General features: G+C 38.4%; 20 protein-coding genes. 18 read left to right on the top strand and 2 right to left on the bottom strand.

Features of this window, described 5'->3' with window-relative positions:
* Nucleotides 1-12: 12 nt before the first annotated feature.
* The 3 genes from WKH56_RS25130 to cccB all read left to right on the top strand — a co-directional run bounded on the left by WKH56_RS25130 (nt 13) and on the right by cccB (nt 1,446).
* Complete coding sequence (locus WKH56_RS25130) at nt 13-231, top strand: twin-arginine translocase TatA/TatE family subunit (RefSeq protein ID WP_028412028.1); 219 nt, start codon at nt 13-15, stop codon at nt 229-231.
* A gap of 59 nt (nt 232-290) precedes the next feature.
* Nucleotides 291-1,007, top strand: coding sequence for a twin-arginine translocase subunit TatC (tatC, locus tag WKH56_RS25125; RefSeq protein ID WP_275210646.1), 717 nt, complete (start codon nt 291-293; stop codon nt 1,005-1,007).
* 124 nt (nt 1,008-1,131) lie between these two features.
* Nucleotides 1,132-1,446, top strand: a complete 315-nt coding sequence (gene cccB, locus WKH56_RS25120) for a cytochrome c551 (RefSeq protein ID WP_013059743.1) — start codon at nt 1,132-1,134, stop codon at nt 1,444-1,446.
* Nucleotides 1,447-1,471: 25 nt separating this feature from the next.
* On the opposite strand, the gene WKH56_RS25115 is transcribed toward cccB, so the two are convergent.
* On the bottom strand, nt 1,472-2,008 hold the full coding sequence (locus WKH56_RS25115; RefSeq protein ID WP_275210647.1) for a flavodoxin family protein: 537 nt from the start codon (nt 2,006-2,008) through the stop codon (nt 1,472-1,474).
* Between the two features lie 338 nt (nt 2,009-2,346).
* On the opposite strand from WKH56_RS25115, the gene ftsE reads away from it, so the two are divergent.
* From ftsE to WKH56_RS25080, 7 genes are all read left to right on the top strand, one after another.
* Nucleotides 2,347-3,033: a cell division ATP-binding protein FtsE gene (ftsE, locus tag WKH56_RS25110; protein WP_013085414.1), complete on the top strand. Its 687-nt coding sequence runs from the start codon at nt 2,347-2,349 to the stop codon at nt 3,031-3,033.
* Entirely contained in the window at nt 3,023-3,913 is an 891-nt protein-coding gene (gene ftsX / locus WKH56_RS25105) for a permease-like cell division protein FtsX (protein ID WP_014457813.1), read from the top strand. Before ftsE ends, ftsX begins: the two co-directional genes overlap by 11 nt.
* 160 nt (nt 3,914-4,073) lie before the next feature.
* Nucleotides 4,074-5,282, top strand: a complete 1,209-nt coding sequence (locus WKH56_RS25100) for a murein hydrolase activator EnvC family protein (protein ID WP_275210648.1) — start codon at nt 4,074-4,076, stop codon at nt 5,280-5,282.
* Nucleotides 5,283-5,455: 173 nt separating this feature from the next.
* Nucleotides 5,456-6,895 carry a S41 family peptidase gene (locus WKH56_RS25095; protein WP_028412032.1) on the top strand — a complete coding sequence of 480 codons (1,440 nt, stop codon included), beginning with the start codon at nt 5,456-5,458 and terminating at the stop codon, nt 6,893-6,895.
* Nucleotides 6,896-7,058: 163 nt separating this feature from the next.
* Complete coding sequence (locus WKH56_RS25090) at nt 7,059-8,249, top strand: PDZ domain-containing protein (protein ID WP_028412033.1); 1,191 nt, start codon at nt 7,059-7,061, stop codon at nt 8,247-8,249.
* Nucleotides 8,250-8,275: 26 nt separating this feature from the next.
* Nucleotides 8,276-8,500, top strand: coding sequence for a DUF2198 family protein (locus WKH56_RS25085; protein WP_028412034.1), 225 nt, complete (start codon nt 8,276-8,278; stop codon nt 8,498-8,500).
* Nucleotides 8,501-8,815: 315 nt separating this feature from the next.
* Entirely contained in the window at nt 8,816-9,730 is a 915-nt protein-coding gene (locus WKH56_RS25080; protein WP_275210649.1) for a proline dehydrogenase, read from the top strand.
* A 64-nt stretch (nt 9,731-9,794) separates the two neighbouring features.
* Here the strand turns inward: WKH56_RS25080 and WKH56_RS25075 are convergent, their stop codons facing one another.
* On the bottom strand, nt 9,795-11,456 hold the full coding sequence (locus tag WKH56_RS25075; RefSeq protein WP_047749599.1) for a sigma-54 interaction domain-containing protein: 1,662 nt from the start codon (nt 11,454-11,456) through the stop codon (nt 9,795-9,797).
* 335 nt (nt 11,457-11,791) lie between these two features.
* Between WKH56_RS25075 and uvrB the strand changes: the two genes are divergently transcribed.
* The 8 genes from uvrB (at nt 11,792) to lgt (ending at nt 20,764) form a co-directional block, all read left to right on the top strand.
* Nucleotides 11,792-13,771 (top strand): excinuclease ABC subunit UvrB, encoded by a 1,980-nt coding sequence (uvrB, locus tag WKH56_RS25070; protein ID WP_033580416.1) that lies wholly within the window; start codon nt 11,792-11,794, stop codon nt 13,769-13,771.
* 6 nt (nt 13,772-13,777) lie between these two features.
* The gene (gene uvrA / locus WKH56_RS25065; protein ID WP_028412038.1) at nt 13,778-16,654 is read left to right on the top strand and encodes an excinuclease ABC subunit UvrA; all 2,877 of its coding nucleotides are present in this window, start codon (nt 13,778-13,780) and stop codon (nt 16,652-16,654) included.
* Between the two features lie 87 nt (nt 16,655-16,741).
* A complete protein-coding gene (locus tag WKH56_RS25060; protein WP_310884131.1) occupies nt 16,742-17,053 on the top strand; it encodes a hypothetical protein in 312 nt (103 codons plus the stop codon).
* Nucleotides 17,054-17,091: 38 nt separating this feature from the next.
* Nucleotides 17,092-18,183 carry a DUF4097 family beta strand repeat-containing protein gene (locus tag WKH56_RS25055; RefSeq protein WP_028412039.1) on the top strand — a complete coding sequence of 364 codons (1,092 nt, stop codon included), beginning with the start codon at nt 17,092-17,094 and terminating at the stop codon, nt 18,181-18,183.
* Nucleotides 18,184-18,224: 41 nt separating this feature from the next.
* Nucleotides 18,225-18,419: a PspC domain-containing protein gene (locus WKH56_RS25050; protein WP_029714382.1), complete on the top strand. Its 195-nt coding sequence runs from the start codon at nt 18,225-18,227 to the stop codon at nt 18,417-18,419.
* Nucleotides 18,420-18,421: 2 nt separating this feature from the next.
* Nucleotides 18,422-18,787, top strand: a complete 366-nt coding sequence (locus WKH56_RS25045; protein WP_013059727.1) for a phage holin family protein — start codon at nt 18,422-18,424, stop codon at nt 18,785-18,787.
* 191 nt (nt 18,788-18,978) lie between these two features.
* Entirely contained in the window at nt 18,979-19,914 is a 936-nt protein-coding gene (gene hprK / locus WKH56_RS25040; protein ID WP_042991820.1) for an HPr(Ser) kinase/phosphatase, read from the top strand.
* A 16-nt stretch (nt 19,915-19,930) separates the two neighbouring features.
* Nucleotides 19,931-20,764, top strand: coding sequence for a prolipoprotein diacylglyceryl transferase (gene lgt, locus WKH56_RS25035; protein ID WP_028412041.1), 834 nt, complete (start codon nt 19,931-19,933; stop codon nt 20,762-20,764).
* The last annotated feature ends 16 nt before the right edge of the window (nt 20,765-20,780 follow it).

The following is a 20,780-nucleotide window of genomic DNA, read 5'->3' as shown; positions in this document are numbered from 1 at the left end:
AGGAGGTCAAGTATGCTTTCTAATATTGGAATTCCTGGTTTAGTTATTATTTTGGTCATTGCGTTAATTATTTTTGGGCCGTCTAAGCTGCCGGAAGTTGGACGGGCGTTTGGGCGAACATTAACTGAATTTAAAGGAGCAGCAAAAGGGCTCGTATCAGATGATGAAAGTGTTAAAGAAAAGCAGGCAGCAACCGTTTCTGAACAAAAAAGGAATGAATCGACATTGTAAGTAAGGAAATAGACGAGGAAACTCGTCTATTTCTACTTGTCAGAAAGGAGAAATAGACAATGGGAGAAATGAGCTTGATGGAGCACCTTGAAGAATTGCGTGTTCGTATTATTAAAACACTTTGTGCATTTGTAGTTTTACTTATTGTCAGTTTTGTATTTGTACAAGATATTTATCAGTGGCTAGTGAAAGATTTGGACGGCAAGCTTGCTGTACTTGGACCAAGTGAAATTGTATGGATTTATATGGTGATTGCATTTGTTTTTGCGCTTGCTTTTACACTTCCAGTAGCTGCTTATCAAGTATTTCGGTTTGTTTCACCGGGATTAAAAAAGGAAGAGTATAAGATTATGATTACCTTCATTCCATTCTTTTTTTTCTTATTTGTAAGTGGTTTGGGGTTTGGTTATTTTGTTTTATTTCCAATGGTTTTAGCATTTTTAACAGGTTTGTCGAATGATCAGTTTTCACTCATGTTTACGGCGGAGCATTATTTCCGTTTTATGCTTAATCTGTGTTTACCATTTGGTTTTTTATTTGAAATGCCTTTAGTTGTCTTATTTTTAACGCGTTTAGGGGTTCTAAATCCAGTGAGGTTAGCTAAAGCAAGGAAGTTATCTTATTTTGCTTTAATTGTGATATCTGTGCTTATTACTCCTCCTGATTTTATCTCGGATATTTTAGTCATTGTCCCGCTTCTGCTCTTATATGAGCTCAGTGTGACAATTTCACGCGTAGTATACAAAAAACGTTTAGGAAACGAATCAATTGCTTGACCTCATACATAAATACGATGAGAGAATTCATGAAATTGAAACAAAGTCCTTGTAAACAGAGTGTTTTAAACATTCTTGAGTAGGTTATAATAGAGTGAAAACTCTACAGCAAGGGGGAGAAGGCTTGAAAAAAGTATTATTAACGTTAACAATTGGCCTAGCGCTTGTTTTGTCCGCGTGCGGCGGAGGCAGTTCCAAAAATGAATCTGCCGGTGAATCTTCAGCGAGTGCAGAAGATATTGTGAAGAAAAACTGTACAGGCTGTCACGGTGTAGATTTAGGAGGAGCAAATGGGCCAAGCTTGCAGCATGTAGGCAGCAAGCACTCAGAAGCTGAAATTGAAAACATTATTAACAATGGTCAAGGCGGTATGCCAAAAGGACTGATTAATGAAGAAGATGCCAAAAAAGTTGCGGCTTGGCTGGCAAAGAAAAAATAAGACGGGTATCCGTCTTATTTTTGTGTTAAAGCTGCTTTAATTGTTCATTTAAGACAATAGCTTGCTGTTGAGCTTTGACATCTTTTGCTATGTCTTCAGGTGCATTGGCTTCTCCAATGATGTATCCGCTAAAGGAAGAACCAATAAAATCGACAATGTATTGAAATTGCATAATAAGAGGAAGGGCCTTTACAGATGCGCCTGTGCCCCCGACTACTAATACATAGACGCGCTTATTTTTCATTTGTTCTTTAAAGTTGATTGTCGAATCTCTAAGGCTTTCAGACCAACGATCCACAAAGTTCTTCATCAATCCGCTCATACCGTACCAGTAAAGAGGCGTAACAAATAAAATAGTATCGTGCGCTGCCATCTTTTTCGCTATATCATAATAATCATCTTGTTGATTGGTAAATCCATGTTCATCGTGACGCATATCAGTAATGGGGTTAATGGTATGCCTACGTAAGTAAACTTCTTCAGTATTGATATCTTTTAAGACTGCTTTAGCCAATTCTTCCGTATTTCCGTTTTCCCGTGAACTTCCATAAATAGTGATCATGTTATCTCTCCTCATCGTTTTTCTTATTTATCATACCTTGTTTGTAAAAAAGTAGACATGAATGTGCTTTGTCTAACGATATTCGTAAAAAAGTGAACAGCAAAAAACAACAGAATTAAAAATAAGGATAAATTCTCATACCCTGCTAAAAATATCCTACTTATGTCATATTTGAAATAAAAATGTAATATTTTTGGGGCTTATTTTCACGAAGAGTGATGTTATAATGAGAAAGCGCGTGAGAAGAGTCGAATTTTTGGTTTGAATTGTAGAGTTTTGTCGTATTTTGACAAGTTTTACATAGTATTAAAATAACACACTTGATTAGGTGATTACTTATGATTGAAATGCAAAATGTATATAAAACGTATCCGAACGGTGTAAAAGCAATCAATGGCATTAGCATCAAGATTAATCAAGGTGAGTTTGCTTATATCGTAGGACCAAGTGGAGCAGGAAAATCCACTTTTATTAAAATGATGTATCGTGAAGAAAAGCCTTCTTCAGGAAATATCATTGTAAACGGTGCAAATGTAGCAAAAATAAAAGATAGCAGAGTTCCTATCTTTAGACGTCATATTGGTGTAGTCTTTCAAGATTTCAAGCTGCTTCCAAAATTAACGGTCTATGAAAACATTGCTTTTGCACTAGAAGTAATTGAGCAAAGTCCCGAAGAAATTAAAAAGCGAGTGCTAGAGGTGCTAGAGCTTGTTAAGTTAAAGGGTAAAATGGATTCTTTCCCTGATGAATTATCTGGAGGAGAGCAGCAGCGTGTGTCTATTGCGCGTTCAATTGTGAATAGTCCTAAGGTTGTCATCGCCGACGAACCGACAGGGAACCTTGATCCGGAGACTTCATGGGAAATCATGGATATTTTTGAGGAGATTAATAAACGCGGTACGACTATTTTAATGGCAACGCATAACCGTGAAATTGTAAATACAATTCGAAAGCGCGTAATTGCGATTGAAAATGGAAATGTTGTGCGTGATGAAGTAAGAGGTGAATACGGATATGAAGGCTAGGACATTCGGTCGCCACTTACGTGAAGGATCTAAAAGTTTAGGAAGAAACGGCTGGATGACATTCGCATCTGCAAGCGCGGTTACCGTGACGCTCTTGCTTGTAGGCGTATTTTTTATGTTGATGATGAATTTAAACCACATTGCTAAATTGATTGAAAATGATGTGGAAATTCGCGTTCACGTTGATGCTGCAGCGACAGCGGATGATCGAAAAGCAATGAAAGAAAAGCTAGATGCAATTAAGCAAGTTGATACGGTGACGTTTTCTTCTAAAGATAAAGAGTTAAAAGATTTAATTAATAGTATGGGTGATGAAGGACAAGCTTTTGAACCGTTTGAGCAGCAAAACCCATTAAATGATGTGTTTGTTGTTAAAACAAAAGAGCCGACTGATGTCGCAAAAGTAGCTAAACAAATTGAGAAATATCCGTATGCAGCAAAAGTTCAATACGGACAAGATCAAGTTGAAAAGTTATTTAAAGTGCTGAAAGTAGCTCGTAATATCGGAGTAGTACTGATTTTAGGGCTTCTATTTACAGCGATGTTCCTCATTTCAAATACAATTAAAATTACGATTGTAGCTCGCCGTGAAGAGATTGAAATTATGCGCTTAGTTGGAGCCACAAACTCCTTTATTCGCTGGCCGTTCTTTATTGAAGGTCTGTTTTTAGGAGTGCTTGGTTCTATTGTGCCAATTGCTGTTATTATCGGTGTGTACAGCGTTTTATATAATGAAGTTCAGCCTAAGTTCGATGGATTCTTTGAACTTTTACCTGCTTTTCCATTCGTGCTTCAAGTATCGCTATTACTACTTGTAATCGGTGGTCTAATTGGGATGTGGGGAAGTACATTATCCATCCGTAAATTCTTACGAAAATAAAGATAGATTTTTAACATAATAGATTATAACAACCTCACATTTGATGTTTATCAGATGTGAGGTTGTTGTGTAATTACAGATAAAAATAGAAAAAAGTGCTAATGGGGGTCTTGCTAATGCCCGTTTATACGGGGAAATATGTGCAAATGGGGAGAAACAAATGACACGTAAGACATTAGTAATGACAGCAGCAGTTTTAGTTGGACTAGGTACAGCTTGGATAGGTAATGAAAAAGTTGCTTATGCAGAAAGTGCTAGCACTACTAAACTCAGTGATTTAGAGAAAAAAAGTAACGATGTGAACCAAAATATTAATCAAAATAAAGAGAAATTAAAAGAAGTTCAAGAACAGCAAAAAAACGAAGAAGCTGAGATTGCGCGTTTGGATTCAGAAGTCGGACAGACAAATGCAGACATCCGCAGCCGTGAAGCTGAAGTAGAAAAAGCAAAGCAAGACATCGAAAAGCTGAAAAATGAAATTGACGTTGTAAAAAAAAGAATTGAAAAACGAAATGAGCTATTAAAAAAGCGTGCTCGTGCTTTACAAGAAAACGGCAGGTCTGTGGATTACATAGATGTACTGCTAGGCTCTGAAAGCTTCGGAGACTTTATTAGCAGAGTGAGTGCGGTTTCGACAATTGTAGGGGCTGACCGCGATTTGTTAATGCAGCATGAAGCTGATAAAAAGGCAAAAGAAGAGAAAGAAACAAAAGTTCAAAACAAGCTAACGGAAGTAAATCAAGCGCTTGAAGAACTTAAAAATCTTCGTGCGCAGCTGCAAAAACAAGTGGATGAAAAGAATCACCTCATGCAAACGCTCAAAGATCAGGAAAAAGAATTTAATGAAGAAGCCGTTGGATTGGAAGAGCAAGCTTCTACTTTAGCCGATCAAAAAAATGCAGCACAAGCTCAACAGCAAGAAATTGAAAAAGCCGGGGCAACAGAGGAGGCACCACCTGTTACAAGCGGGTCGTTTATGAGGCCGGCAAAGGGCCCGGTAACATCTCATTTTGGATATCGAGAAACGTTTGGAAGAGGACATTACGGTATTGATATTGGAAAGCGAGGAGAAAGTGTGCCAGTTGTAGCCGCAGCAAGCGGAAAAGTAATTAGAGCATATCATTCTTCTTCTTTTGGTAATGCCGTATTTATTCGTCACAATGTCGAAGGTCAGACGTGGGTTACAGTTTATGCTCACTTAGAGAGCTACAGCGTCTCAAGTGGTCAATCTATCAATAAAGGTCAACAATTAGGTTATATAGGGAACACAGGACGTTCGTTTGGTGCTCACCTGCATTTTGAATTGCATAAGGGCGATTGGAAAGGCAAAAGCTCTGCTGTAAACCCTGAACGTTATATTAAATTTTAAGTTCCTAGCATACGTGGTACAAGCTCAACATATAGTTTAACAAAAAGGCATCGCACTTGATTTGTGTGGTGCCTTTTGCTACAAATAACACATGCATCCTTTTTATTACATAGTTTTGGTTGTATCTATTATAATAAGAAGAGATGGCTTAAGGTTGAGGAGGATGAAAGAACTTGAATCGGAAAATCGTTGCACTATTAATGGCACTCTCCTTAGTTGTTGGAGCAGCAGGTACATATTTTGGCATTCAGTATGCAAATGCTGGAACGGTCAGTACCCCCCTTACAACTTCTTCAAATGATAGTAAAGTGGAAAAGGAAGAGCTAGACAAAATCAAGCAGGCTTACGAACTGATATCTTCAAAATATTACAAAGATGTAGATGACAAAAAATTATTAGATGGCGCAATCCAAGGAATGGTACAAACCTTAGGAGACCCCCACTCATCTTACATGGATAAGAAAACGGCACAGCAATTCACGCAGTCTCTTGATTCATCGTTTGAGGGGATTGGTGCTGAAGTAAGCATGGTAGATGGAAAAGTAACAATCGTAGCTCCGTTTAAACAATCTCCTGCGGAAAAAGCAGGATTAAAACCAAATGATCAGATTTTAAAGATCGATGGTAAAAGTATCGCGGGTCTTGAATTGAATGAAGCGGTATTAAAAATTCGCGGTAAAAAAGGCTCTACCGTGACATTAGATGTTCAAAGACCAGGCGTGAAAGAAACGATGAAAGTAAAAGTTGTAAGAGATGAGATTCCAATTGAAACCGTCTATTCTTCTGTTAAAAATGTAAACAATAAAAAAATTGGTTACATGGAAATTACGTCATTCTCTGAATCAACGGGAGACGAATTTACGAAACAGTTGAAAAAACTTGAAAATAAACATATTGATGGTTTAGTTCTAGATGTTCGTGGAAATCCTGGTGGCTATTTAACGAGTGTTGAAAAAATGCTCGATAAATTAGTAACGAATAAAAAGCCATACATTCAAATTGAAGATCGTAACGGTGAACGTCAAAAAGTGGTTTCTTCAATGAAAAAGCAAAAGGATTATCCAATTGTGGCCTTGATTGATGGAGGAAGTGCATCTGCTTCTGAAATTCTTGCCGGGGCATTAAAAGAAGCAGGCGGATACAAGCTAGTCGGTGAAAAATCCTATGGAAAAGGAACGGTTCAACAAGCTGTTCCAATGGAAGACGGCAGTAATTTAAAATTAACGTTCTATAAATGGCTAACGCCTGATGGAAACTGGATTAACGAAAAAGGTATAAAACCAACGGTAGAAGTCAAGCAGCCGGATTACTATTATGCAAATCCAATTCAAGTTGATAAAAAGCCATTAACACGTGATATGACAGGTGACCAAGTGAAGAATGCTCAAGTGATGCTAAAAGGCCTTGGCTTTGAACCTGGACGTACAGACGGATATTTTAGTAAAGAGACAGAAACAGCTGTAACTGCATTCCAAAAAGCCAATAAGCAAAAAGCTACAGGTGAAATTGATGAAGATACAGCAGCGCTTTTACAAACAAAACTATTAGAAAAAATTAAATCCAAAGATGAAGATCGTCAGCTTCAAACGGCTTTAAAGCTAGCTAGTCAATAAGAAGCAGAAAAAGTTCCGTGCTTTTCCAAAGCACGGAACTTTTTTTAGTAAAAACAACATTGTCGGTTAGTGATGCATTTTGATAAAATAAAGAAGCCTATGATACATAACAATCAATCGTAAATGTTGTAATAAAAATGTGAAAAATACAGGTGGTGAAAAAATGGATTTTGCATTAGAGCTTTTAAAAGGTATCGGGCGTTTATTTTTGCACCCGTTAACTTATTTATTTCTGCTCGTCTCGTTTTTTGTAGGTCTTTCTCGCGTCAAGAGAGAGCGTCAGAATTTTCATGTTCGCGTGTTTGATTTTATTTTAGAAGCAAAATATTTATTTTTTCCAGGTATCATTATTGGTTTGATTTTATCCGTTGTTACCGTGTTGCTAGGTGTCTATGTATCTATAGGAACGATTGTACTTGTAGCTGTTTTAACTTTTATCATAAGCGGCCCGTGGACGTTTAAATGGCTTTCTCCTTCTTATACGGTAGGACTGGCTGTGCTTGCGACCTTGCTTATTCCTGCAGCTGGTTTCGGTGAAGGATTTATTCAAACGTGGTCTGTGCAAGCTCATAACGCAGATTTACCTTCTCTTACTATTTTAATGTCGCTGCTTGTATTAGCAGAAGGATATTTAATTTGGAAGTTTGGAGCAAAAGGTACGTCTCCAGCCATTGTGAAAAGTAAAAGAGGGCAGGAAATTGGGGCTCATTATTCTCAAAAATTATGGGTTGTTCCGCTTTTTGTCTTAATTCCAGGCAGCGCCATTACGTCTGTGTTTCCATGGTGGCCTGTGTTATCTATTGACGGAACATCATTTAGCCTGTTTTTTGTTCCTTTTGCTATCGGTTTTTATCAGCGAATTCAAAGTATGGTTCCGTTTAAATCTATTGAATTTACCGGTAAGCGTGTATTAGCATTAGGCGTGGGATTAACGATTATTACAATTGCTGCTATTTTTTATCCTCCTGCCGCTGTCGCTGTTGTTATTCTAGCGATCATAGGAAGAGAGTGGATTCGTTTGCAGCAGCGTCGAAGCGATGAAAAAGCGCCCGCACTATTTACTAAGCGTACACAAGGTTTGGTTGTGTTAGGAATTATCCCTCATTCTCCGGCAGAGAAAATGGGTTTGAAAGTAGGAGAAGTGATTATTAAAGTAAATGGAATCGCTATATCTGAAGTCCATAAATTTTATGAAGCATTACAAGTGAATAACCGTGCTTTTTGTAAGCTAGAAGTTATTGACGAAAATGGAGAAGTTCGCTTTACTCAGCGAGCATTGTATGACAACGAACATCATGAACTAGGTATTTTGTTTGTACACAATTATACAAAACGTAATTCACAAGCTGGTTAAAAGACGGATAAAAAGGAGAAATGTTTGTGGAAGTCAAAACGATTGCCGCAGTTTTTCTACCCGCCATATTGCTTGTTCTGTTTGCTAGAGTAACATATAACCTATATGTTGCCACAGCGCTGACGCTTTTGTTGATAGCTGTTTCTGTATATAAAGGGTACGCAGATTATCCGCTTATTATTTTAATAGATTTACTTTCAGCAGCCATTGGTTTTATATATGCAAAAGGCATGCTAGCAGCTGGAAAATAAAGATTGTTGCTTTGATGATAAGTGAATCGTCCTATTATCAAAACGTACGCAAAAGCTCTCTACGAAATGTGGAGAGCTTTTTTATGTCGAAAAACGAGTTAGAACTCATAACACTGTTGTTACGGTTCCATCGATAAATGAGTATAATTAAATTAATTATACAAATATGTTTGTAAATAAAATAACTTAAACAATTTTGTGTAAATTATTTTAAATGTGTGTACAAATATGTAGTTGGGGTATAGAAAAATAAAGAAATTAATCTGAAAATTATATTTATTTTGATTTTTAAAAATAGAAGGAGGTTTAGTATCGATGGAAGTGTTAATGAGAACGATGTTTCAGTCGCTTGGCAAAAATCATTCAATGAATAAATTAGCTAAAAAGTATGGATTGCGGATGGGGGCAGCTCGTTTTGTTGCTGGAGACTCAATTGAATCAGCAATTCAAACATCCAAGGAGCTTAACAATGGTGGGAAAGTTGTGACACTCGATCATTTAGGCGAATTTGTTTTTACAGAAGAGGAAGCTAGGTTATCTACGGCCATGTGCATTCAGACACTAGAAGCCATTGCAGCATCGGGCGTTCAATCAAATTTATCATTAAAGATGACTTCTTTAGGATTGGATATTAGCAAAGAGCTTTGTATGGAAAATATGCGCAGAATTCTACACACAGCCAGAGTGAATGATATTTTTGTTCGAATTGATATGGAAGACTACTTGCACTGCCAAATCTCCCTTGATATGTATAAAGAATTACGCAAAGAATTTGATAATATTGGAATTGTGATTCAAGCGTACCTTTATCGTACAGAACAAGATATGAATGACTTACATCAATATCAAGCCAATTTACGTCTGGTAAAAGGAGCTTACAAAGAATCGCCAGAAGTATCGTTTCTGGAAAAGAAAGACGTAGATGAAAACTATAAAAAAATCATTAAAATGCATTTATTAAATGGACACTATACAGCTGTAGCAAGTCATGATGAGGAAATGATTCAGTATACAAAACGATTAGTAAGAGAAAACGGCATTTCAAATGATCAGTTTGAGTTCCAAATGCTTTATGGAATTTGCGTAGAGCTACAGGATCGTCTGGTCAAAGAAGGATATAAAGTCAGGGTTTATGTTCCTTACGGAATTGATTGGTTTGGGTATTTCATGAGACGCCTAGCCGAACGCCCCGCCAACGTATGGTTCGTATTAAAAAATTTCTCCAAATAAGTTCAGTCCAAGAAACATAAAAAATTCGACACAAGTATCCTGAGCTTCGTGTCGAATTTTTTAATTAGTTTAATCCGTATTCTTTGATTTTGTTATAAAGGGTGCCGCGCGAAATGCCAAGCAGATCTGCTGCTGCACTTTTGTTTCCATAGGTTTTTTGAAGAGTCTCTTCTATTAGCCTAGCTTCTTGGAGAGAATCTTCTTCTTTTTGAACTTCTGTGAAAGAACTGGCATCCTTCAGATTGTCAGGAAGGTGCGTAAGGGTAATCAACGACTGATCACTAAGAAAAATCATTCGTTCAATCGTATTTCTCAGCTCGCGAATATTTCCTGGCCAATCGTATTGCATAAAGGCTTCGAGAACTTCAGAGCTGATGAAAGGAGCCTTCTTTTTATACTTTTTACTAAATTCCTGTACAAATTGCTGCGTTAATGCTTCAATGTCTTCTTTATGGTCTCGAAGCGGCGGAATGATAATATTAATGACGGTCAGCAAATAGTAAAGATTTTCATGGAATTCACCGGCTTTTAGCAACTCTTCCAAAGGCGTCGTAGTAGAGGCTACAATTCGGGTTTGGACTTGAATTTCTTCCGTGCCTCCAACGTGATAAAAGGCTCGTTCTTCCAAGTAACGGAGAAACTTAACTTGAATTTCAAGAGGCATTTTATCAATTTCTTCAATAAATAACGTCCCGTTATGAGCCTGCTCCAGTTTTCCTGCAATGGTCGTTGGATCTTCTGAAAAGACGTCTTTTTGATGACCAAAGAGTTCAATTTCCAGAAGTCCAGATGGAATAGTGGCGCAATTTAAAGATAAAAAAGGTTCTTTATGTTTGGATCCCCCGTAGTGGATGGCCTGAGCCAGCATTTCTTTCCCAGAACCAGGTTCTCCTGTTAATAAAATAGGCATATCTGTAGATGCCACTTTTTTGGCAATGTCAACGGCTTGCTTAATTTCAGGACTGATACCCGCAAAAGAAGAAAATGGATTATCTTTCGGAATGAGAAGAGATACATCAATTTCTTCATTTAGTCTTACAATATTGGTAATGTCATGTTCGGTTGCGACTCCACCTATGACTCGGTTGTTTCTTATAATAGGAGATGCATTGATGAGCACGTGAGTTTGTTCATTAGGACGATGATACGTTCCGCGCACAGGACGCCCTTCATTTAGAATCGTATGTAGAATGATGGATTCATCTTTAAAATGCTCTCCGATTTTTCTACCAATAATATCATCTCTCTGAATCTTATACGTATGTTCCGCAGCAGTATTCCACAAGATTACATTTCCTTCATGATCGACCGCTGTCACTGCATCATTAATGGTTTCTGCCAATGTATCAAAATAGGAAGCTAATATCTCATTTTGGCTATGCAAATGTGTAATCCACTGTGAAGGTGTTACAAGTCCTATTGTGGTTTCTTGGTTTTCTGCTTGAATGAGGACTGGTCTATTCCAGTTTGTGTTGGCTTGTAAATTGGCTAACGTAGAAGTAGAAGATGAAGGCCAATTTGTGTCCGCTATTACTTTTTTAATGGACGATGCCTCGTCATGACCTGTTAAAAGGTATCGTTCATCTTTTTGTATTACATAAAAGGTACTTGCTGTGACTACAACGAAATCATAGTTGGAAAGTTCAGATTTCACTTTAGCTAAAGAAGTTGATTCTTCAACTGTTATAAAGGAGTTATTTATAAGAACTTGATCAACGCTTGCCATACTAAACCCCTCTCAGTACATATTTTTTATACTGTATCATAATTTAGAAATTGGCGCAAAAGCCTATCTTTTTCAAACAATTAGGCAGCTTACTTTCTTTTATTGCTTTCATCTAAAGAGTTGTATTCCCCTCGAAAAGGGTAGTATAAGAATTTAGTGGGTAATAAAGTAACAGGGTAAAAAATCAAAACAAACAAACACTATATAAGATTAATACTCATTAGTTTCATTTATGAGTATAAAGTGATAAAATACGAATATCAGTTCGTGTTTTCGGTTTTTACATATCGTAATAAAAATAGATAAAACAAGAAAATAGAAACGGAGGCCTTCATTTGAAAGATCAGTTTGAATTAGTATCCCCATATCAACCGCAAGGTGATCAGCCAAAGGCAATTGAAAAGATTGTGAAAGGAATTAAAGAAGGTAAGCAGCATCAAGTATTATTAGGTGCTACAGGAACGGGAAAAACCTTCACTATGTCTAATGTTATTAAGGAAATAAATAAGCCGACATTAATTATGGCTCATAACAAAACGCTTGCTGGTCAATTGTACAGTGAGTTTAAAGAGTTTTTTCCTAATAATGCAGTCGAATACTTTGTCAGTTACTATGATTACTATCAGCCTGAAGCTTATGTACCTCAAACAGATACATTTATTGAAAAAGATGCAAGCATTAATGACGAGATTGATAAACTTCGTCACTCGGCAACTTCTGCTCTTTTTGAACGAAAAGATGTCATTATTATTGCCAGCGTATCCTGTATTTATGGATTAGGGTCTCCGGAAGAATACAAAGAAATGGTCGTATCTCTTCGAGTAGGAATGGAAAAAGAACGCAATCAGCTGCTTCGTACGCTAGTGGATGTACAGTACGAAAGAAACGATATTGACTTCAAGCGCGGAACGTTCCGCGTTCGCGGTGATGTTGTTGAGATTTTTCCTGTGTCTCGAGATGAACACTGTATTCGCGTGGAATTTTTCGGGGATGAAATTGACCGCATTCGCGAAGTCGACGCCTTAACAGGAGAAATTATTGGAGATCGTGAACACGTGGCTATCTTCCCGGCATCTCACTTCGTCACGAGGGAAGAAAAAATGCGTGTCGCCATTCAAAACATTGAAAAAGAACTAGAAGAACAGCTAGAGAAGTTAAAAGAAGCAGGAAAGCTTTTAGAAGCGCAGCGCTTGGAGCAGCGCACTCGCTACGACCTAGAAATGATGAGAGAAATGGGATTTTGTTCAGGAATCGAGAATTACTCTCGTCATTTAACGCTTCGTCCGGCTGGTTCTACACCTTATACACTGCTGGATTTCTTCCCGGAAGATTTCCTTCTTGTGGTGGATGAATCCCACGTTACCATTCCTCAAGTTAGAGGAATGTATAATGGAGACCAAGCGCGTAAACAAGTGTTGGTGGACCATGGTTTCCGCTTGCCGTCTGCATTAGATAACCGTCCGCTTAAATTTGATGAATTTGAACAGCATATTAAACAAATCGTCCATGTTTCAGCAACACCAGGTCCTTACGAACTTGAGAAGGCGCCTGAGGTGATTGAACAAATTATCCGTCCAACGGGATTATTAGATCCAAATATTGAAGTTCGACCAATTGAAGGGCAGATTGATGATTTAATTGGAGAAATTCACGACCGGATTAAGCGAAATGAACGAGTGCTCGTCACGACGTTAACAAAGAAAATGTCTGAGGATTTAACGAACTACTTAAAAGAAATTGGCATTAAAGTTCAATATCTTCACTCTGAGGTGAAGACGCTCGAGCGTATTGAAATTATCCGAGAGCTGCGGCTTGGAAAATATGATGTGCTCATAGGGATTAACTTACTTCGTGAAGGTTTAGATATTCCAGAAGTTTCGTTAGTAACCATATTAGATGCGGACAAAGAAGGATTCTTGCGTTCAGAACGATCGCTTATTCAAACCATCGGACGTGCTGCGCGAAATGCTAATGGACATGTCATTATGTATGCAGATCGCATCACAAACTCCATGGACATTGCTATCAATGAGACCAAGCGTCGTAGAAGTATTCAAGAAGCTTACAACGAAGAGCATGGTATCACACCGACAACGATTCAAAAAGAAGTTCGAGGCTCAATTCGTGCAACAGTAGTAGCAGAAGATACAGAAACGTATGAAGAAGCACCGGCATTTGATAAACTCAATAAAAAAGAAAAAGCAAAGCTCGTAGAAGAAATGGAACAAGAAATGAAAGAAGCAGCCAAAGCGCTTAACTTTGAACGCGCAGCTGAGCTTCGTGACTTGATTCTAGAATTAAAAGCGGAAGGGTGATAAAACATGGCGATGGAAAAAATCGTGGTAAAAGGTGCACGAGCCCACAATTTGAAAAATATCGATATTGAAATCCCGCGAGACAAATTAGTGGTATTAACAGGGTTGTCAGGTTCTGGTAAATCTTCTTTAGCTTTCGATACAATCTATGCTGAAGGACAAAGACGTTATGTCGAGTCACTTTCGGCGTATGCAAGACAGTTTTTAGGTCAAATGGATAAGCCAGATGTAGATTCGATCGAAGGATTGTCGCCTGCTATTTCAATCGATCAAAAAACAACGAGCCGAAACCCTCGTTCAACCGTCGGAACTGTGACCGAAATCTATGACTATTTGCGCCTTTTGTTTGCTCGTGTAGGAAAGCCGATTTGTCCTAATCATGGAATTGAAATTACGTCTCAAACGATTGAGCAAATGGTAGATAGAATTTTAGAGTACCCTGAACGTACAAAACTTCAAGTACTGGCCCCTGTGGTATCTGGCCGAAAAGGCACCCATGTAAAAGTATTAGAAGATATTAAAAAGGAAGGGTACGTTCGCATTCGAGTAGACGGAGAAATGCGTGAAATAACAGAAGAAATTGAACTGGAAAAAAACAAAAAGCACTCCATTGAAGTAGTGATTGATCGCGTTGTTGTCAAAGAAGGTGTAGCCGCTCGTTTGTCGGACTCTTTGGAATCAGCTCTTCGCCTTGGAGATGGGAAAGTAATTATTGATGTAATAGGTGAGGAAGAATTACTTTTTAGCGAGCATCATGCTTGTCCAAAATGTGGCTTCTCCATTGGAGAACTTGAGCCCCGCATGTTTTCATTTAATAGTCCGTACGGGGCGTGTCCGACGTGTGACGGGTTAGGAACGAAATTGGAAGTGGATAAAGATTTAGTGATTCCTAACTATGACTTAACACTTCATCAGCACGCAATTGCACCTTGGGAGCCAACAAGTTCTCAATACTATCCGCAGCTGCTTGAAGCCGTATGTACACATTACGGCATCGACATGGATGTGCCGGTTCGAGATATCCCGGAACATTTATTTGATAAAGTATTATATGGCAGCGGTAAAGAAAAAATTTACTTTCGCTATGAAAATGATTTTGGCCAAGTAAGAGAAAATCATATCGAATTTGAAGGTGTGCTTCGGAACGTAGAACGCCGTTATCATGAAACAAGTTCTGATTATATCCGTGAGCAAATGGAAAAATACATGGCTCAGCAAGCTTGTCCAAAATGTAAAGGAAATCGTTTAAAACGCGAAAGCTTAGCGGTGCTTATTGACGAAAAGCATATAGGAGATACAACACGCTTTTCAGTAAAAGAAGCATATGACTTTTTTGAAAGTCTCAGTTTATCTGAAAAAGACATGAAGATTGCGGATATGATACTGCGTGAAATTCGTGAGCGTCTAAGCTTTCTCATTAACGTGGGACTTGATTACTTAACATTGAACCGCTCTGCTGGAACTCTTTCAGGAGGGGAAGCGCAGCGCATTCGCTTGGCTACTCAAATCGGTTCTCGTTTGACGGGGGTTCTTTATATTTTAGATGAACCTTCTATCGGTCTTCATCAACGTGACAACGATCGCTTAATTCGCACAATGCAAGACATGCGCGATATTGGGAATACGTTGATTGTTGTAGAGCATGATGAAGATACGATGATGGCAGCTGATTATTTAATTGATATCGGACCAGGAGCGGGCGTACACGGGGGTGCCGTTGTTTCTCAAGGCACGCCTCAGGAAGTGATGGATGATGAAAATTCCTTAACGGGTCAATATCTATCAGGAGAGAAGTTTATTCCACTTCCAGCCGAAAGACGTTCGATAGATAAAGATCGGATGATTGAAATTATAGGAGCAAAAGAAAACAATTTAAAAAATGTAAAAGCAAAGCTTCCGTTAGGTGTATTCACAGCTGTTACAGGTGTATCTGGATCAGGTAAGAGTACGCTTGTAAATGATATCCTTCACAAATCATTGGCGCAAAAGCTGCATAAAGCAAAAAGCAAAGCAGGAGAACATAAAGAAATCAAAGGCATTGAACATTTAGATAAAGTCATTGATATTGATCAGTCTCCCATAGGCCGTACGCCTCGTTCAAACCCTGCAACCTATACAGGTGTATTTGATGACATTCGAGATGTATTTGCCCAAACAAACGAAGCAAAAGTGCGCGGATATAAAAAAGGCCGCTTTAGCTTTAACGTGAAAGGCGGCCGCTGTGAAGCTTGTCGAGGAGACGGTATTATTAAAATCGAAATGCATTTCCTGCCAGATGTATACGTTCCTTGCGAAGTCTGCCACGGCAAACGATATAACCGGGAAACTTTAGAAGTAAAATACAAAGATCAAAACATTTCAGATGTGTTGGATATGACAGTTGAAGACGCGCTTCACTTCTTTGAAAACATTCCAAAGATTAAGCGGAAGCTGCAGACCATTTACGATGTAGGACTTGGCTATATCACGCTTGGACAGCCGGCCACTACTTTATCGGGTGGAGAGGCCCAGCGTGTAAAGTTAGCTTCAGAGCTTCACCGTCGCTCAACAGGAAGAACGCTGTACATTTTAGACGAACCGACTACCGGTCTTCATGTCGATGATATCGCACGTTTATTAAAAGTGCTTCAGCGTTTAGTTGAAAATGGAGATACAGTTCTAGTGATCGAACATAATTTAGACGTGATCAAAGCAGCTGATTATCTACTTGATTTAGGGCCTGAAGGTGGAGATAAAGGCGGACAAATTGTGGCTACGGGTACGCCAGAAGAAGTGGCGAAAGTAAAAGAATCCTATACGGGCCATTATTTGAAGCCAATTTTAGAACGTGACCGTAAGCGTATGGAGAAAAAAGTTGAAAAAGCAGAGGCATTAACTCGTTAAAAGACACCAGCATTGGTGTCTTTTTTATAAAGAATGAAACTTTTTAACTCATTAAAACGTAGTACATGATATAAGGAGCTGATTATTATGGAAGGAAATCGCATACTATCTTCCTTAAATTATTTTAGCGTTTTCTTTGCACCATTTTTATTACCTATTATTATTTATTTTGTTGTTCATAACATAGAAGTAAAGAAACATGCAAAAACTGCATTTTTGTCACATTTATTACCTATCGCTACAGCGATCTTGTTCTTATTTTTCTTGCTTCCTGCTCTTACTGGCTCTAGTGGAACGGTATTTATTCTTTTAATTGTAGCTTTAGTTGTTGTTTCTTTAGTTAATGTTGTTGTGTTTGTATGGAATATTATAAAAGGGATACAAATATTAAGCAGATAAAAGTTAAATGACTAAAACGTAAAGAGGAGATGGAAGGTATGAGTGAAAAGCGAAAACAAATTTTACAGATGGTAGAAGAAGGGAAACTTAGCGTAGATGAGGCTTTAACCTTGCTGAATTCACTGGAAAAAGACTCAGCTAATGACTCTTACTATGCTACGCCTGATAAAGCTGAGCTATCCCCTTATGTAGGAGGAAAACAGAAAAAAACGTACGCTTCTAAGTCATCTCAAAGCTCTTTAAAGGAAAAATTATTTACATTTGTAGATCAAACGGTAAAAAAAGTAAAAGAAGGAGATTTAGATTTTAACTTTGGTCCTTCGATTGACGTTCAGCACATCTTTCAGCAATCAGAAGCATATATTCAAGAGATTGACGTAGATTTAGCAAATGGAAGCGTTCAACTCCGACCTTGGGGAAGTACAGAAGTACGAATAGAGTGTGAAGCTGCTATCTACAAAGTAGAGAATTCGGATGAAGCGCGCCGCACTTTCTTGCAGCATACCGCATTTTCCATCGAAAATGGCAAACTGCGCTTTGCAATTCAGCAAAAGCAAATGAAGGTGAAAGCGATTATTTATATTCCAGAAATGGAATATGAACGCGTCAAGCTCCGTATGTTTAATGGTTCAATCGATGGGGAAAGACTAAGCGTACGAGACCTGAAAGCCAAAACAGCTAATGGCACCATCCGCTTTTACGATGTGAATAGCCATTCTCTTGAAATGGAGACATCAAACGGGCACATGGAACTTTCTCGAATACTCGCTTCGAAATGTGAGCTTGAAACAATCAATGGAACGGTTAAATTTGATGGAGATACAAAAAAGATTGATGTTCAGACATTTAACGGGGATATTGATACGTACTTAAAAGGAGAGCGCATTGAAAAAGCATTTTTCAAAACGACTACAGGAAGCATTACGCTCTATACGCCGTCCCACCTCTCCGTTGATGGAGATTTGAAATCTAACTTTGGGAATTTTACGTGTACACTTCCTGAGATGGAAATAGTAGATGAGAAAAAAGAAACGGTGATGAAACAACTTCGTTTCAAAGCAAATGTTGCTTCGCCGAAAGGCTATAAATTGTTAGCTGAATCCAAAACGGGCTCAATTGTTATAAAATAGAAAATGCTTGTTTTAGTAAAAAAGCAAAGGAGATGATTAACGTGCGAAAGTTGTATCGTTCGCGAACAAATCGCAAGCTTGCGGGTGTAATCGGCGGTATTTCTCAGTATATCGGACTAGACGCTTCACTACTCCGCGTATTGTTTATCATCAGTTTATTTTTTACAGTAGGTACTCCGGTCATTTTATATATGATTTTTGTGTTTTTAGTTCCAAATGAAGAAGGAGATTTCTAAAAATGTTATTGCGTGGAATCATTAGTATTTTAATCAATGCCCTCGTATTAATCGTAATCGCAGGTTATATTGACACCTTTCACTTGGAATCGGTCAGTGCAGCTATTATCGCGAGCTTAATTCTATCGATTTTGAATGTGTTTGTTAAGCCGATTTTAATTTTACTTACCCTGCCGGTGACATTTCTTACGCTTGGCCTATTCTTATTCGTCATTAATGCCATTACGCTGATGATTACGCAAAGTGTTATGGGAGATTCTTTTAATATTGACGGGTTTGGTACAGCGCTTTTAGCCTCGGTAATTATGTCGCTTCTAAATGCGCTTATTCAACGAGTGATTGTTGAACCGCTTCAAAATAGAAGATAACTTTCTTGCAATATTTAATTTTCTAAAAAAGATGGTAAGGCGATGCAGCCTATGCCATCTTTTTTTTCTTTTCTTTCTGTATTAATGATAAAATAAAGTGGCTAGTAGAACCAAACGCGACATAAAAGCGAGAGTTGGATATACTGTAGACATGAACAGGTATATGACTGTTTATAAAAGGAGGATGCACGGTGGTTAAAGTACGTACAAAAGACATCATTGAGAAATTTAAATTAGAGCTTATTAGCGGAGAAGAAGGAATCGACCGTCCTATTTCAACGAGTGATATTTCACGTCCAGGTATTGAAATGGCAGGTTATTTTACATACTACCCAGCAGAACGTATCCAGCTGTTAGGTAAAACAGAACTATCATTTTTTAAACAGTTAGATGATGAACAAAAAAAAGTTCGAATGGAAAAGATGTGTACAGATATCACGCCGGCTATCATTGTTTCGCGCGAAATGGATGTACCGAAAGAACTTATCGAAGCTTCAGAGCGTGAATCAGTTCCTGTGCTGCGTTCGAACTTTAAAACGACGCGACTTTCCAGCCATTTAACGAATTTTCTTGAAAGCCGGCTAGCACCTACGACTGCCCTGCACGGCGTATTAGTTGATATATACGGAATTGGTGTATTAATCATGGGAAAAAGCGGCGTTGGTAAAAGTGAAACAGCTCTAGAGCTTGTTAAGAGGGGTCATCGTCTAGTAGCCGATGACTGTGTGGAAATCCGTCAAGAAGATCAAGACACCCTTGTAGGAAATGCGCCTGGTTTAATCGAGCATTTGCTTGAAATTCGAGGACTAGGGATCATCAATGTGATGACGCTATTCGGCGCAGGAGCTGTACGAAGCTATAAGCGAATTTCACTTGTTATTCAATTAGAGACATGGGATCAGCAGAAACATTATGATCGCCTTGGTTTAGAAGAAGATAAAATGAAAATTATTGATACAGACGTTACAAAAATTACATTGCCAGTACGTCCGGGACGAAACTTAGCTGTTATCATTGAAGTGGCAGCAATGAACTTCCGCTTAAAGCGTATGGGTATTAACGCAGCAGAACAATTTTCTGCACGTCTAACAGATGTAATTGAAGAAGGAGACCGTGAAGATTTATAAGAAAGGGTGTTAACTTGTGGAAGCAACTATTCAGCCGTTAGATCGCGTTTTCCTTGAAATTGGCCCTCTAACGGTCTACTGGTATGGTGTCATTATCGGTGCAGGTGTTCTGTTGGGTCTTTATATTGCGACAAGAGAAAGCGTAAGAAGAGGCTTATCAAAAGATACATTTGTTGATCTTATTCTATTTGCTGTGCCAATAGCTATTATTTGTGCACGAATTTATTATGTATCCTTTGAATGGGGATACTATTCAAAGCATTTGAACGAAATACCTCAGATTTGGCAAGGCGGGATCGCCATTCATGGTGGCTTAATCGGAGGCGTATTAACTGCCATTGTGTATTCGAAAGTAAAAAAGATTTCATTTTGGAAGTTGGCTGATATTGCTGCGCCTAGTTTAATCCTTGGCCAAGCCATTGGGCGCTGGGGCAACTTTATGAATCAAGAGGCACATGGGGGGCCGGTTACCCGTGCTTTTTTAGAAGGGTTGCACCTTCCAAATTTTATTATTAACCAAATGTATATTAATGGTACATATTATCACCCTACGTTTTTATACGAATCATTATGGGATTTTGCCGGATTTATCCTGTTGATGGTACTTCGCCGCACCAGTCTGCGAAAAGGAGAAATTTTCTTATCTTATTTAATCTGGTACTCAGTTGGACGCTTCTTTGTAGAAGGGCTTCGCACGGATAGTTTAATGCTGACGCATACACTCAGAATCGCTCAAGTTGTTTCACTTGCACTGATTGTCATAGCCATTATTTTAATTATTATCCGCCGCGTGACGGGAATGAGTAAACAGAAATACTTAGAGAATGAAGAAGCACAATCTAAGGCGTAAATGAAGAAAAGCTACA

It is taken from the genome of Priestia sp. SB1 (genome assembly GCF_038898415.1).
This window is presented reverse-complemented; position numbering and strand designations above follow the sequence as displayed.

Excerpts from the sequence above, each read along its gene's own strand:
- WKH56_RS25055 (WP_028412039.1), top strand. The coding sequence starts at position 17,092 with ATGAGTGAAAAGCGAAAACAAATTTTACAGATGGTAGAAGAAGGGAAA.
- WKH56_RS25060 (WP_310884131.1), top strand. The coding sequence starts at position 16,742 with ATGGAAGGAAATCGCATACTATCTTCCTTAAATTATTTTAGCGTTTTC.
- tatC (WP_275210646.1), top strand. The coding sequence starts at position 291 with ATGGGAGAAATGAGCTTGATGGAGCACCTTGAAGAATTGCGTGTTCGT.
- ftsE (WP_013085414.1), top strand. The coding sequence starts at position 2,347 with ATGATTGAAATGCAAAATGTATATAAAACGTATCCGAACGGTGTAAAA.
- WKH56_RS25100 (WP_275210648.1), top strand. The coding sequence starts at position 4,074 with ATGACACGTAAGACATTAGTAATGACAGCAGCAGTTTTAGTTGGACTA.
- WKH56_RS25045 (WP_013059727.1), top strand. The coding sequence starts at position 18,422 with ATGTTATTGCGTGGAATCATTAGTATTTTAATCAATGCCCTCGTATTA.
- uvrA (WP_028412038.1), top strand. The coding sequence starts at position 13,778 with ATGGCGATGGAAAAAATCGTGGTAAAAGGTGCACGAGCCCACAATTTG.
- ftsX (WP_014457813.1), top strand. The coding sequence starts at position 3,023 with ATGAAGGCTAGGACATTCGGTCGCCACTTACGTGAAGGATCTAAAAGT.
- WKH56_RS25130 (WP_028412028.1), top strand. The coding sequence starts at position 13 with ATGCTTTCTAATATTGGAATTCCTGGTTTAGTTATTATTTTGGTCATT.
- WKH56_RS25090 (WP_028412033.1), top strand. The coding sequence starts at position 7,059 with ATGGATTTTGCATTAGAGCTTTTAAAAGGTATCGGGCGTTTATTTTTG.
- WKH56_RS25080 (WP_275210649.1), top strand. The coding sequence starts at position 8,816 with ATGGAAGTGTTAATGAGAACGATGTTTCAGTCGCTTGGCAAAAATCAT.
- WKH56_RS25075 (WP_047749599.1), bottom strand. The coding sequence starts at position 11,456 with ATGGCAAGCGTTGATCAAGTTCTTATAAATAACTCCTTTATAACAGTT.
- WKH56_RS25115 (WP_275210647.1), bottom strand. The coding sequence starts at position 2,008 with ATGATCACTATTTATGGAAGTTCACGGGAAAACGGAAATACGGAAGAA.